This is a genomic window from Modicisalibacter tunisiensis, assembly GCF_020148005.1.
In the GTDB taxonomy this organism is placed as follows: domain Bacteria; phylum Pseudomonadota; class Gammaproteobacteria; order Pseudomonadales; family Halomonadaceae; genus Modicisalibacter; species Modicisalibacter tunisiensis.
On record NZ_JAGXFD010000001.1, the window covers coordinates 844,573 to 858,625 of the forward strand.

7 protein-coding genes and 1 tRNA gene are annotated in these 14,053 nt (G+C 63.0%); 6 read left to right on the forward strand and 2 right to left on the reverse strand.

All coding sequences use genetic code 11. The annotated features are described in order from the left end of the window. Window positions 1-120 precede the first annotated feature (120 nt). The 6 genes from KGQ91_RS03895 to KGQ91_RS03920 all read left to right on the forward strand — a co-directional run bounded on the left by KGQ91_RS03895 (window position 121) and on the right by KGQ91_RS03920 (window position 12,667). Window positions 121-1,101 carry an Abi family protein gene (locus KGQ91_RS03895; RefSeq protein ID WP_224416201.1) on the forward strand — a complete coding sequence of 327 codons (981 nt, stop codon included), beginning with the start codon at window positions 121-123 and terminating at the stop codon, window positions 1,099-1,101. Next, window positions 1,098-2,549 carry a restriction endonuclease subunit S gene (locus KGQ91_RS03900; protein WP_224416200.1) on the forward strand — a complete coding sequence of 484 codons (1,452 nt, stop codon included), beginning with the start codon at window positions 1,098-1,100 and terminating at the stop codon, window positions 2,547-2,549. Before KGQ91_RS03895 ends, KGQ91_RS03900 begins: the two co-directional genes overlap by 4 nt. Next, entirely contained in the window at window positions 2,546-3,538 is a 993-nt protein-coding gene (locus KGQ91_RS03905; RefSeq protein ID WP_224416199.1) for a GIY-YIG nuclease family protein, read from the forward strand. The genes KGQ91_RS03900 and KGQ91_RS03905 overlap by 4 nt, the downstream gene beginning before the upstream one ends. Window positions 3,539-3,602: 64 nt before the next feature. Next, window positions 3,603-4,502: an Abi family protein gene (locus KGQ91_RS03910; protein ID WP_224416198.1), complete on the forward strand. Its 900-nt coding sequence runs from the start codon at window positions 3,603-3,605 to the stop codon at window positions 4,500-4,502. Window positions 4,503-4,565: 63 nt separating this feature from the next. Next, window positions 4,566-7,790, forward strand: coding sequence for a type I restriction endonuclease subunit R (locus tag KGQ91_RS03915; RefSeq protein WP_224416197.1), 3,225 nt, complete (start codon window positions 4,566-4,568; stop codon window positions 7,788-7,790). Between the two features lie 65 nt (window positions 7,791-7,855). Continuing rightward, window positions 7,856-12,667, forward strand: coding sequence for a DUF3320 domain-containing protein (locus tag KGQ91_RS03920; protein ID WP_224416196.1), 4,812 nt, complete (start codon window positions 7,856-7,858; stop codon window positions 12,665-12,667). Window positions 12,668-13,025: 358 nt separating this feature from the next. Here KGQ91_RS03920 and KGQ91_RS03925 read toward each other — a convergent pair. Both KGQ91_RS03925 and KGQ91_RS03930 read right to left on the reverse strand, forming a co-directional pair. Further along, window positions 13,026-13,102 (reverse strand) — tRNA-Arg (locus KGQ91_RS03925). An 85-nt stretch (window positions 13,103-13,187) separates the two neighbouring features. Next, window positions 13,188-13,940, reverse strand: coding sequence for a GntR family transcriptional regulator (locus tag KGQ91_RS03930; protein ID WP_163650225.1), 753 nt, complete (start codon window positions 13,938-13,940; stop codon window positions 13,188-13,190). Between the last annotated feature and the right edge of the window lie 113 nt (window positions 13,941-14,053).

The following is a 14,053-nucleotide window of genomic DNA, read 5'->3' on the forward strand; positions in this document are numbered from 1 at the left end:
GTCTTGTCTTGCACAGGCATTGACAGTGAAAGGGACATGCCACATCATGGCGACCAACATACCCGCCATGCCTCTCACCGAAGCACACTTTGGCGGGTTTTTTGTGTCTGGAGGTCGGGCATGAGCGACTTCCACAAGCCTGCACACAGTATTGACGAGCAGATCGCCACGCTAGGCAGCCGGGGCCTGGCGATACTCGACGAGGCTCGGGTGCGTCACTACCTGGCCAATATCAGCTATTTCCGTCTTTCAGCCTACACGCGGCCCTTCTACCAGCCAGGATTCCAGGAGCATCGTTTTCTGGAGGGCACCGCCTTCGAGGATGTGCTGAGGCTCTATGTGTTCGACCGTGAGCTCCGCCTGCTGCTGCTGGATGCCATCGAGCGACTCGAAGTCGCGCTGCGCGCCCAGTTGACCAACACCCTGGCCGAGCACCATGGCCCTCATGGCTACCTGGATCCCGGCATCTTCGACACCCGCTACAACCATGATTGGTTACTGGACAGGCTGGAAAACGCGGCCAAGGGGCGCGAGACCGAGACCTTTCTGGCGCACTACCGCAAGAAGTACCGATCGGCCCCCGATCAGCCGCCGATCTGGATGGCCGTGGAGCTTCTGACCTTCAAGGAGGTCTCGACCCTGTTGGCCAACTTGCGGCTCCCTAAGGACACCCAGCGTATCGAGTGCCATTTCGGCTGGAAGATGCGGGTGCTGAGATCCTGGTTCCGTAGTCTATCCGACCTGCGCAACGTCTGTGCTCACCATGGCCGAGTCTGGAACCGCGAATTCGGTAGCCGCCCCGAGATGCCGAGAAAGGTGCCGGCCGGCTGGCCGAGTATCCCCGGCACCATCGAGACAGGGTCTCATGAGCACCCCGAGCAGCGCCTCGACCCGCGAAGGCGCCTGTATCTCCAGCTCGTGGTGATCGAGTCGCTGATGCAGGTCGTGTCGCCTACCAGCCAGTGGGCCGAGCGGCTAGTGACACTGCTGGATCATTATCCGCAGGTTTCACGTCCGCACATGGGCTTCCCTGGGCACTGGGACACTGAGCCGTTCTGGCGAGAAGCAGTGATGAATGCAAGGGAGGGGGCAAAGGCATGACAAATTTGACGGGACCAAATTTGAACAGACGCGAAGCGGCTGGCCCGAAGGGCGAGGGCAAGGAAAGCCCGAGTACCTTTCCCGCGTACCCCGAATACAAGGACTCCGGCGTCGAGTGGCTGGGCGAGGTGCCGGCGCATTGGGAAGTTCTGCCATTGAAGGCACGGTTTCAGGTCGTCGGAGGCTCAACACCGAGCGCAGATGAAGAGCACTGGGGTGGTCAGATTACTTGGGTCACGCCAGCGGATCTAAGCTCATTGCCATCACTTAAAGTAGGCACTTCTGCTCGGCAGATCACCCAGAAAGGTCTTGACTCATGTGGCGCAACAATGGTCCCTCCAGGCAGTCTCGTTCTTTCAACACGCGCACCGATTGGTTCATTGGCGATTGCCTCCGTGCCGCTTTCTACCAACCAAGGGTGTAAATCGCTGGTTCCTGACAAAGAAAAAGATTCACGCTTCTTTGCGTACTTGCTAAAGAATAGCACCGAGGCGCTGAATGTTCGAGGAAAAGGAACGACGTTTCTTGAGCTATCCGGTGATGAGCTTTCCTCATTCAAGGTAACTGTCCCACCACAGGACGAACAATCGAACGTGGCGCACTTCCTCGACCACGAAACCGCCCGCATCGACGCCCTGGTGGAAGAGCAGCAACGCCTGATCGAGCTGCTCAAGGAGAAACGCCAGGCGGTGATCTCTCATGCCGTGACCAAGGGCCTCGACCCCGACGTGCCGATGAAAGACTCCGGCGTCGAGTGGCTGGGCAAGGTGCCCGCGCATTGGGAAGTTTTTCCCATCAAGCGCGACTTGGAGTTTCTCACAAGTGGGTCTCGGGGATGGGCATCACATTACTCAGATAATGGGGCAGCATTCATCCGCATTGGGAATTTGACACGCGACCATATTAATCTCGATTTGACGGACCTTCAGCGCGTCAGTGTCCCCAAGGGATCGGAAGGTGAGCGCACAAAAGTTAAAGAGAACGATGTGCTATTTTCGATCACTGCTTACCTCGGCTCAGTTGCTGTGGTCCCGGAAGAGCTCGAGACAGCCTATGTCAGCCAGCATGTAGCCTTGGTGCGACTCTTCAAGAAAAAACTTTTACCGAGTTGGGTTGCTTATGTGACGCTCTCCGATGTCGGAAAGAACTACTTGTCTTCCCAGGGTTATGGCGGGACTAAGATTCAGCTTTCTCTTGAGGATGTAGCTGAGCTACTGGTGACAGCGCCTCCACTCGATGAGCAAGCTGCCATCATTTCCTTTCTCGACCACGAAACCGCCCGCATTGACGCCTTGGCGGAGGAGGGGGACTCCGTTATCACGCTGCTCCAAGAACGCCGCTCGGCCCTGATCTCAGCCGCCGTCACCGGCAAGATCGACGTGCGGGGCTGGACGCCGCCGGCCGACACGGCGCCAGCTGATCGAGAAACTCGCATGGAGACGGTATGACCCAGGGACGCAGCATCCGATTGTTTCTGGTGGACGGCACACCCAACGGCCTGCTGACCGCTGAGATCATGAACTGGACGGGACATGTGCTGACCGGACCGCGCAGCAAGCTCAGCGAGCTGGTGCAGCGCCCGGAGTGCGGCCGCACCGGCATCTACTTCCTGGTCGGGCCAGACCCCGAGAACAGCCTGCGCCCGCTGGTCTACATCGGCGAGAGCGACGACGTAGCCACGCGCCTGAAGCAGCACAACCGCCCCGAAGACAAGGGCGGCAAGGACTTCTGGGAGAAGGTCTGCCTGGTCACCAGCAAGGACCAGAACCTGACCAAGGCCCACGTGAAGTACCTTGAGAGCTTGCTGATCCAGAATGCCGGAGAGGTCGGTCGCAGCCGGCTGATCAACGGCACCGCTCACGAGTACATCGGCCTGCCCGAGTCCGACCGCGCCGACATGGCGTTCTTCATGGAGCAGGTGCGCACCGTGCTGCCGGTGCTGGGGTTCGACTTCCTACGCGACCGCCCGATGCCCTCCAGCTCCGCATCCAAACCAGCCGAGCCTGAGCGCCAGCCCTCACCCCGCTTCGTGGCCGAGGTTCCCCGTTTCGGTATCAAGGCCTTTGGCCAGGAGATCGACGGCGAGTTCTACGTACTGAAAGACTCCCTGGCCCGTGGCAGCTGGACCGGTGCCGATGGCGGCTACCAGGGCCTCTACCGGCAACTCTGCGACGACGGGGTGCTGGTGGAGGCCGAAGAAGACTTGAGGCGCTTCGCCAGCGACTACGCATTCTCGAGCCCCAGTGCCGCGGCCGCCGTGGTCTCCGGCCGCAGTGCCAACGGTCGCGAGCACTGGAAGGTCGAAGGTACCGGCCAGACCTACGCCGCCTGGCAGGATCAGCAGGTCAGCTTCGCCGCCAGCGATCAGGGTACGATGATTGATAAATCCGCAGGGGGGCTTGGCGAGAGCCGCTCGTCTCCCTATACTGCGTCGTAACAACACCCCCCACGCCTCTCCCTGAAGCGCACCTTGGGGGGTTACTTTTTTCTGGAGCCTGGCCTTGCGGTTCAACAAGCCTCCGCTGACCCACGACGCCCAGCTCGACCTGCTGATCCAGCGCGGCCTGACGGTCCCGGATCGCCAGCGAGCCCTCCATTACCTGCGGCACCTCAACTACTATCGCCTCGGCGCCTACTGGCTGCCCTTCGAGGCCGACCACCAGACGCATCTCTTCCGGCCCGGCACCGCCCTGGACGACGTCCTGAACCTTTACATCTTCGACCGGGAGTTCCGGCTGCTGGTCATGGATGCCATCGAGCGGATCGAGGTGTCGATCAGGACCGACTGGGCCTATCACATGGCCCATACCCATGGCCCGCACTGCCACCTCGACCGTTCACTGTTCAAGCCGGCCTGGCGCTACGAGGAGCGCCGCCACTCGCTGGAGAAAGAGGTCCAGCGCAGCCAGGAGACCTTCATTCGCCACCTGCGCGAGAAGTATGACGAGCCCCTGCCGCCGATCTGGGCACTGGTGGAGGTGATGACCTTCGGCCAACTTTCACAGTGGCTTGCCAACACACGCCAGCGCCGGGATCGCAATGCCGTAGCGCGTGAGTATGACTTCGATGAAAGCGTCCTCTGCTCGGTACTGCACCACCTGAGCACAGTGCGCAACCTGTGCGCCCACCATGCCCGACTGTGGAACCGGGAGTTCACCCTGTTACCCAAGCTGCCCAGCAAACGCCCCCAGCCCCTGGTTGGCAGCCTGCACAACGGCGATAACAGGAAAATCTACAACACTCTGACTCTGATGGCGTACCTGATGGACGCGGTCAACCCCCGACATCACTGGCGCGAACGGCTGATTCAATTGATCGACCAACACGGGGTAGATACCTCGGCGATGGGGTTTCCCGATGACTGGCGAGCTCGACAGCTGTGGATGGCACGTCCTCACTGACCTTCTGGTTTTGCACCCGCCACGGTAGGCTGAGGCAAAACATCGCCAACAGCAGGAAAAAACATGGCGGACAGCAGGGAACTCCAGTTTCAGCAGGACATCATCGACGCCATGGCCGCCAATGGCTGGCGCGAGGGCCAGGCCAGCGGCTATGACCGGGTCAATGCCGTCTATCCCGAGGACCTGATCGGGTACTTCCAGGAGGCCTATCCGGAGCGCTGGGACAAGTTCGCCAAGGCGCACCCCAAGGCCCCCGAGACGGCGCTGATCAAGGCGGTGGTGCGCCAGCTGGAGCGCGTCGGCACCCTCGAGGTACTTCGCCACGGCTTCAAGGTGCCGGGCAACCGGATCGAGCTGTGCAGCTTTCAGCCCGATCATGGCATGAATCCGGATGCCCAGGCGCGCTATCGGGCGAACCGACTGCGGGTGGTGCCCGAGGTCTCCTATTCGCCCCACGCCCGCGAGCACGGCTCCGAGGCGGCTCAGGATACGGGCAAGAGCTATAACCCGCGCCTCGACCTGGTTCTGTTCGTCAACGGCCTGCCGGTGGCCACGCTGGAGCTCAAGAGCGCCTTCAAGCAGTCTGTCGAGAACGCCAAGCGCCAGTATTGCTACGACCGCCCGGTGAAGGATCCGGTGACCCGCAAGCCCGAGCCGCTGCTGACCTTCAAGCGCGGCGCCCTGGTGCATTTCGCGGTCAGCCAGGACGAGGTGGCGATGACCACCAAGCTCGCCGGCAAGGACACCGTCTTTCTACCCTTCAACCAGGGCACCAAAGACGGCGGCGCCGGTAATCCGCCCGCCCCGGACGAGAATACTTATGCCACCTCCTACCTGTGGGATCGGGTGTTCCAGCCCGATGCCTGGCTGAAGATCCTGGGCCGCTTCCTGCACCTGGAGCAGGTGACCAAGGAAGACTTCGACGGCCGCCGCCAGACCCAGGAGACGCTGATCTTCCCCCGCTTCCATCAGTGGGACGTGGTCAACCGGCTGGTCGAGACCACTCGCGAGGAGGGGCCGGGGCGCCGTTATCTGGTGCAGCACAGCGCCGGTTCGGGCAAGTCGAACTCGATCGCCTGGACGGCCCACCAGCTGGCGAACCTCTACGACGGAAACGGCCACAAGCAGTTCAACTCGGTGATCGTGGTCACCGACCGCACGGTGCTCGACAGCCAGCTGCAGGACACCATCTACCAGTTCGAGCATGCCCATGGTGTGGTCTGCCCGATCACCCGCGACATTGGCAACCAGAGCAAGTCCGAGCAGCTCGCGGTGGCGCTGGCCAGCAACACTCGTATCATTATCGTCACCCTCCAGACCTTCCCGGCACTGTTCGATGCCCTCGACAGGCGCCCGCAGCTGGCCGAGGGCAGTTACGCGGTGATCGCCGACGAGGCGCACTCCTCCCAGACCGGCTCCTCGGCCAGCAAGCTCAAGGCGCTGCTGGCCGCCGCCGGGGAGACCACGGAAGACGAGGAGGAAGTGAGCGCCGAGGCGCTGATGGATGCCGCCGTGAGCGCGCGCCAGCCAAGCAAGAAGATCAGCTACTACGCCTTCACCGCCACCCCCAAGGCCAAGACCCTGGAGCTGTTCGGCCGAGCGCCCGACCCCGAGCTGCCGCCCGGCAGCGACAACAAACCCGAGCCCTTCCACCTGTACTCGATGCGCCAGGCCATCGAGGAGGGCTTCATCCTCGATGTGCTCACGAACTACGTCACCTACAGCACCGCCTGGCGCCTCGCTCACCCGGACGGCGACGATCAGGAAGTGGATTCCAAGAAGGCCTCGAGAACCCTGGCCAAGTGGGTACGACTGCATCCCCACAACATCGGCCAGAAGGTGGAGGTGATCGTCGAGCACTACCGGGCCAACGTGAAGCACCTGCTGGACGGTCAGGCCAAGGCCATGGTGGTCACCGCCAGCCGTCAGGAAGCCGTGCGCTATGCGCTCTCCATGCGCCACTACGTGAAGGAGAAGGGCTACCAGGACGTGCATCCGCTGGTGGCCTTTTCGGGCAGCGTGCTGCCGGATGAGGTGATCGAGGAGGAGGTCACCGAGACCAACGCCAAGCTCAACCCGGGCCTCAAGGGGCGCGATCTGGCCGAGGCTTTCGATACCGACGACTACAACGTTATGATCGCGGCCAACAAATTCCAGACCGGCTTCGATCAGCCCAAGCTGTGCGCCATGTACGTGGACAAGAAGCTGCAGGGCGTGGACTGCGTGCAGACCCTCTCACGGCTCAACCGCATCTTCCCGGGCAAGGAAACCTTCATCCTCGACTTCTTCAACGACCCCGAGGAAATCCTTGGCGCCTTCGCTCCCTACTACCGCAAGGCCGAGCTGGCCGATGTCTCCGACGTCAACGTGGTCTACGACCTGCAGCAGACCCTGGATGCCAGCGGAATCTATCACTGGGAGGAGGTCGAGGCTTTCGCTAAGGCCTTCTTCGATCCCAAGGCACCCGCCACCCAACTGAGCTACTACTGCAAGCCGGCCAGGGAACGCTTCACCACGCGCTACAAGGCGATCGTCGATCAGATCCAGACCTGGCAGGCGGCGCGACAGCAGGCCGAGCAACAAGGCGATCAGGCGGGCGTGCACCGCGCCGATCAGGAGCTCAAGGACGCCGGCACCACCCGCGACGAGCTGGACCTGTTCCGCAAGAACCTCGCCAGCTTCGTGCGCACCTATGAGTTCCTGTCGCAGATCGTGCACTTCGACGACCGCGAACTGGAGCAGCTCTGCGTGTTCGCCAAGCACCTCCAGCCGCTGCTGCGTACCGATCGGAGCGAGGAAGACACCATCGACGTCAGCGAACTCGAGCTGACCCACTACCGGTTGACCAAACGCGCCGAGCACCAGCTTCGCCTGGAAGAGAAGCAGGGCGATTATGGCCTTCAGCCGATCAGCGAGGTCGGCTCCGGTAAGCCCCATGATCCCGAGAAGAAGCGCCTGGACGAGATCATCGACAAGTTGAACGACCTCTATGGAGCCGAAGTCAGCGACGACGACAAGCTGCACTTCGCCAATGGCATCGCCGATCGCATCGAGCGGGACGAAGCGGTGATGGCCCAGATCCGGCACCACGACGAGGATCAGGTCATGCACGGCCTCTTCCCCAAGCGGGTCACCGACGCCGTGCTGGACGCCATGAGCGATCACGAGAAACTGTCGATGCCGCTGCTGGAGGACGAGAAGACCGGTCGCGAGTTCGCGTTGCTGATCCTCAAGCTGCTGGCGGGGCGTGAGCGGTCGCAGCAGCAAGGAGGCGATGATCGTCGATGAGACTGCCTTCCCAAGATAATACCCTTTGAATTTCAGAGACGTGGCCCACGCAGGGAGCGCGCAACATGCATAACTCTTCACTTCAGCAGAAGCTCGAGCTCGCCCGGCATGAGCTCCTCGACATGGGGCTGCGTGGCAATCCGCTGCTGCATGTGCCCAACAACAAGCGCTTCCTCGACATCGTGGACGAGCGATCGACCGAGATCGCCAACATTCTGGTCGAGGAAAAGAAGGCCATGCGCTTTCTGCCGCTGCCGGAGGCTTACGAGAAGGACGAATCCGACTCGGATGACGAGCTGGCTGCGGAGCAGGACGAGGAGCAGGAGCCTCTTCCTCCCCTGGAGGCGTATCTCGAGCAGGAGCAGGGCGAGGAGCGGTTCAGCGACCTCTATCTGCAGACGCGCCTACCGGCTCGCGAGCTGGATACGCGACTGATCAAGCTGGAAAACGAAGCTCATACCCTGCTTCAGGAGCAGGGCATCGAGGTGCTGTATCTGGCGCTGGGGTTCCTGGAGTGGTACGAGGATGAGAACGCCCATACACCGCGTCATGCGCCACTGATCCTGCTGCCGGTGGAGCTTCAGCGGGAGTCGGCTCGCGCCGGCTTTACGCTGTCGTTCACCAATGCCGAGATGGGCGGCAACCTGGCTTTGGCCGCCAGGCTGAAACAGGACTTCCGTCTGACGCTTCCCGAGTTCGACGAAGAGACATCGCTGGTGGATTACTTCGGCCAGGTCCAGCAGATGATCGCCGATCGCCCTCGCTGGAAGGTGCATGTCGATCAGATACGGCTGGGGCTCTTCTCGTTCGGCAAGTTCCAGATGTATACCGATCTGGATCCGAACAACTGGCCAGACTCTCATCCACTGCTGGAACACCCTCAGCTCGAGAAACTGTTCGAGACCGGATACCGCGAGGATGCCGAGCGTCTCGAGGCGTCTTCCGGCCATGACCTGCTCAAGACCCCCGAGTCCCTTCACCTGGTCAAGGACGCCGACTCCAGCCAGCTCGAGGCCATTCTCGCGGTGATGGAAGGCGCCAGCCTGGTGGTCCAGGGGCCGCCGGGAACCGGCAAGTCGCAGACGATCAGCAACCTCATCGGAGAGGCGCTGGCGCGCGGCAAGAAGGTCCTGTTCGTCGCCCAGAAGATGGCGGCCCTGGACGTCGTGAAGTCACGCCTGGATGAGTGTCATCTCGGCGATGCCGTGCTGGAACTGCACAGCCACAAGAGCAACAAGAAGGCGGTCCTCGATTCGCTGCGCCGCGTGTTCGATAACGGGCGCCCCAGGGTACCGGATCGCTCAAGCGCGTATCAGCGTCTCGGCGAGGTGCGCGAGTCACTGGATAGCTATGTGGAAGAGCTCCGGGCACCCATCCTGGCCTCGCAGACCGACTACGTGACGGCACTGGGGAAGATGCTGCAGCTCCAGCGTGATGAACGCTTGCAGGCATTGCAGCGGATCGACTTCGAGCGTCTCCGCCACTGGGGCCCCCAGGAGCTGGCGCGAGGGCAGCGTGCCATGGATGCCATGGGTGATTATCTGGCCGAGTACGGGCCGCCCTCCGAGAATCCTTACCGTGACTCGCGGCGCCATGACCTGTCGCCCGGCGAAGAACAAGAGCTTCGCAAGCGGGTTCAGCAGGCCGCCGACCAGCTGACGGAACTGAACGACAATGCCGTCAGCCTCGCCCAGGCCATGCAGCTGCCGATTCCGCAGGACTTCGATGACATTGCCATCCTTCAGCGGGCCGGCAAGCGAGCGCTCAATGCCCCGCACCTGGCCGGGGTAAAGGTAAATACCGAGCAGTGGCAGGCCCGTCGTGACGAGGTGCATCAGGCCATCGCTGCCGGTCAGGCGCTGTCGCGTACCCGTGACGCCATGCAGCCACACTTCATCGAGGCGGTGTATGACGCCGACCTGCTGCCGATTCGCACCGGGCTCGCCGGACGGGCCGACAAGTGGTGGCGCATCTTTTCCGGCGAGTATCGGCGTGCCGCTTCCACCTTGAAAGGCTATGCCCGCGGGCAGCTGACGGGCACGCCGGTAGACTGGCTGGGCTGGGTGGATGAGCTGCTGGAAGCCCAGCAACACCGCAAGACGCTGGAGCGCCTGTCCCCCACCTGTCAGACCCTGTTCGGGGCACAGTGGCAGGGCGAGGAAAGTGACTGGTCGGTGCTGGCGCAGCTCGCCGAGTGGATCATCGACCTGTACGAGGCGATCGGCAAGGGAGAGTTGCCGGCGGGGCTGGCGGCCTTCCTGGATGGCAATCCGGACCTGCGTGAATACACAAACCAGGTCGAGGCACTGCAATCCCAGTCGGAGCGCGTCCGGGGAATGCTTCAGGATTTGTGCCGGCAGATTGAATGGGACGAGGAAGTCTCGGCGTTGACGCTGGACACCTGGCATCAGCGGCTTGCCGGCTGGCGGGACACCGCTCAACTGTATGCCGTGGTCCGCTTCAATCAGCTGAGCGAAGATATCGAGAAAGCCGAGCTGGGGCACCTGACGGCAACCCTGGCCAGCTGGTCTCATGCGCCGCGTGCCCTGAGCGCATGGCTGGAACTGAGCTATTTCGGCGGCCTGGTGGATCATGCCTATGTCGAGCGTCCGCGCCTGGCGCGTTTCGACCGGCTGACTCACGAGCGCCTCATTCAGGAATTCAATCAGCTGGATGGGGCCAGCTTCCAGTACGCCCAGGAATCGCTGGTCGAGCGGCTGCATGCCAACCTCCCGTCCAAGTATGCGCCGGGGGAAATGGATATCCTGCGCCGGGAGTTCACCAAGAAGCGCCGCCACCTGCCCATTCGCAAATTGCTGCGTGAAGCCGGGGCCGTCATCCAGCAGGCCAAGCCGGTATTCATGATGAGTCCGATGTCGGTGGCGGGTTATCTCGCTCAAGGGAATCTGGACTTCGACCTGGTGATCTTCGACGAGGCGAGTCAGATCCCGGCCCCCGAGGCCCTGGGCGCCATCCTGCGTGGCCGTCAGGTCGTCGTGGTCGGCGACAGCAAGCAGATGCCTCCTACCAACTTCTTCGGGCAGTCTGTCGAGCTCAGTGACGAGGAGGCCGAAGAGAGCGCCACGGCCGACGTGGAGAGCATCCTTGGCATGATGAAGGCGCAAGGCATGCCGGAACGCATGCTGCGCTGGCACTACCGCAGTCGCCACCACTCCCTGATTGCCGTCTCGAACGATCAGTTCTACGACAATCAGTTACTGATCTTCCCCAGTCCGGGCGTCCACCCGGAGGCCAGGGGCCTGCATTTTCGCCACCTGCCGGAAACCCATTACGACCGGGGCGGTTCACGGACCAACGCCGGTGAAGCCCGAGCCATTGCCGAGGCAGTGATCCAGCACGCCCGACAGTCGCCCCAGCTGTCGCTCGGGGTGGTGGCTTTCAGTACCGCGCAACGCGAAGCCATTCTGCTGGAGGTGGAGCGCCTGCGCCGCGAGCACGAGGAGCTCGAACACTTCTTCCGCCACCACGATGGTGGTGACGAATTTTTCATCAAGAACCTGGAAAACGTCCAGGGTGATGAGCGTGATGTGATCTTCATCAGTGTGGGGTACGGCCGGACGTCGGCGGGTCGCCTGGGGCAAAACTTCGGCCCGATCAACAAGACGGGCGGCGAGCGACGCCTGAACGTGCTGATTTCTCGCGCACGGCTGGCCATGGACGTCTTTGCCAACTTCCAGGCCGATGAGTTGAAGGTCACCGAGTCATCGCCATTCGGGGTCCGTGCCTTGCACGCCTTCCTCAAGTACGCCGAGACGGGAGAGTTGCCGACCCACGAGATGACGGACAGGGAACCGGATTCGCCCTTTGAGTGGGAGGTGATGCGAGCCATCCAGGACCTGGGTTACGAGGTCCAGCCGCAGGTGGGGAGTCAGGGCTTCTTCATCGATCTGGCGGTACGGGATCCCGAGGCACCGGGACGCTTCCTGCTGGCCGTGGAATGTGATGGAGCCAGCTATCACAGCAGCGCCGTGGCCAGGGATCGGGACCGGTTACGGCAGTCGGTGCTGGAGGGTCTGGGCTGGCGATTCCACCGCATCTGGAGCACCGAGTGGTTCCGTAATGCCGCGACCGAGACCCAGCGCCTGAAGGAGGCCATCGAGGCCGCTCAGCGCCATCAGAGAGCGCTTGAAGCAACGAGCTCCGGCGCCGAGGAGGCCATCTCTGGCGAAAATTCTCAAGACACCCCGGGCCTCCCCGTGGATACCGACGACGAAGCGGCTGAGCCACCGGTGATTTCGGCCAGCATCGAGCGAGAGACTGCCTCCCAGGCGGCGCCCCGTATCCCGGCCTACGCGCCTGTGAACACGGACACCCTGGGGCTTTCGCCCGCTGATAGCCAGTTCGAGGAAATCCCCCGTGACCGACTTCAACAGGCCATTCACCGGGTGGTGGCACACGAAGGCCCCATGCACATCAAGATGCTGCTCTCGAGGCTGACCGACGCGACAGGCCTGCAGCGGGCCGGGGCGCGGATCCAGCGTCGGGTCGAGGCCGAGAGTCAGTCGCTGGAGCGTCAGGGACGTTTACAGCGTCAGGGGGACTTCCTGAATACGCCGGAACGGGCGGTACCGCCTCGGCGCGACTGGAGCAGCCTGCCTGCCAGCGAGCGCAAGTTTGAGCTCGTGCCGCCCAGTGAACTGGAGCAGGCGCTCATGCTCACCCTGAAGAACAGTGTCTCGATCGAGCCAGTGGATGCGATGGGAGCGGCCATCAACCTGCTTGGCTTCAAGCGCCTGACCAAGCCGATCCGCCAGCGTGTCGAAACCGTGCTTCATGAGCTACATGACCGGGGTGAGGTGCAGGAGCGCAATGGGCGTTTGCAGCTGGCCGACCCCACGGTTCACGGGCACGTCTAGCCGCTTTTCGCCTGTACCGAAGGAATGGCTTGGGCAGGGCCTGCAGGAGTGAGCGAGTCGCCGAAGCCAGCTGTCTTCCTTCGGTGGCAGCCGATGAGCAGATGGATGGGCGGCCGGCTTCCTGTTTCGTCTTGTGACGGTGAGGCGCCGATCTCGATCAGGCGCCCTCCAGGCAGCCGAATTGGCGACCCCGGGCGCCGCCGTGGTTATCAGGACACGGCCCCGTACACGCATGGCTTGCGGGGCTTGCCTGATCGGCCCGCCCGGACGCGTGTCACCTATATGTCACCCAGCGCACCCACCAACGAAAAACCGCCACCCGGACTCGTCCGTAAGTGGCGGTTTTTGCAGTAACTTTTGGCCCGCCCTATAGGATTCGAACCTATGACCTTTGCCTCCGGAGGGCAACGCTCTATCCAGCTGAGCTAAGGGCGGATGGCCGACACGTTCGACGTATCGACGCGCCGTATCCTAACCGCTGCGCCGCGAGGTGTCCAGCGCCGTGCCACACGGCTCTCCGTTACAGGGCGAAGATCTGGCGCAGGTCCGGAGTCTCCTCCTGCTCCTCCTCGATCGACAGCGAGGCCTCGATCGCCTTGAGGTGGCGGCCCATGAAGGCGGTGGCCCGTTCGCCGCGCCCAGCCTCGAGGTGGTTGATCAACTCGTCGTGATCGTGGGACTCGCAGCCCAGATGGCCGGCGCTGCCGTAGACGGCCAGGATCAGCGACGAACGCGAGCACAGCCGGCCGATGAACTCGGCCAGCGTGGCGTTGCCGGACAATTGGGCCAGGTGCTCGTGAAAGGCGGCGGAGAGCTTGATGGCGCTGCTCTGCTCGCCCTCGCGGAGCGCCTGACGCTCGCGGCCGGCCAGCTCGCGCAGCTCGCGCACGTCGGCAGGGGTGATGCGCCGGGCCACGGCCTCCATGATGCCGCACTCGACCATCTGCCGGGCGGCAAAGACGTCGCGGGCTTCCTCCGCGGTGGGGCGGGTGACGCTGGCGCCGCGCCGGGGCGTGAGGGTCACCAGGTGCTCATGGGCGAGGCGCTGGAGAATCTTGCGGATGCCGGTCCGGCTGATCCCGAAGACATCGGCCAGCGCATCCTCGCGCAGCCGGGCGCCGGGACGCAGGCGATGCTCGATGATGGCATCGCTGATGGTGCGGTAGATGGCATCGTGGCGCTGGGCGCCGTCACCGTTCTTGCCGCGGCGACGCTTTGCCGGCTCGCCGCGAGCCGGTACCTGGCTGCCCTCCGACGATGGCTGCTCGGTCATGATCGGGTCCCCGTATCGGCTGTCATCGATACGGCCCATTGTATACGGATATGACCGCGAGCGACGACTTACCCGCCACACGCACGCGACGGCGGCCCGCCGCAGACCGGCGG

Excerpts from the sequence above, each read along its gene's own strand:
- KGQ91_RS03895 (WP_224416201.1), top strand. The coding sequence starts at position 121 with ATGAGCGACTTCCACAAGCCTGCACACAGTATTGACGAGCAGATCGCC.
- KGQ91_RS03900 (WP_224416200.1), top strand. The coding sequence starts at position 1,098 with ATGACAAATTTGACGGGACCAAATTTGAACAGACGCGAAGCGGCTGGC.
- KGQ91_RS03905 (WP_224416199.1), top strand. The coding sequence starts at position 2,546 with ATGACCCAGGGACGCAGCATCCGATTGTTTCTGGTGGACGGCACACCC.
- KGQ91_RS03915 (WP_224416197.1), top strand. The coding sequence starts at position 4,566 with ATGGCGGACAGCAGGGAACTCCAGTTTCAGCAGGACATCATCGACGCC.
- KGQ91_RS03920 (WP_224416196.1), top strand. The coding sequence starts at position 7,856 with ATGCATAACTCTTCACTTCAGCAGAAGCTCGAGCTCGCCCGGCATGAG.
- KGQ91_RS03930 (WP_163650225.1), bottom strand. The coding sequence starts at position 13,940 with ATGACCGAGCAGCCATCGTCGGAGGGCAGCCAGGTACCGGCTCGCGGC.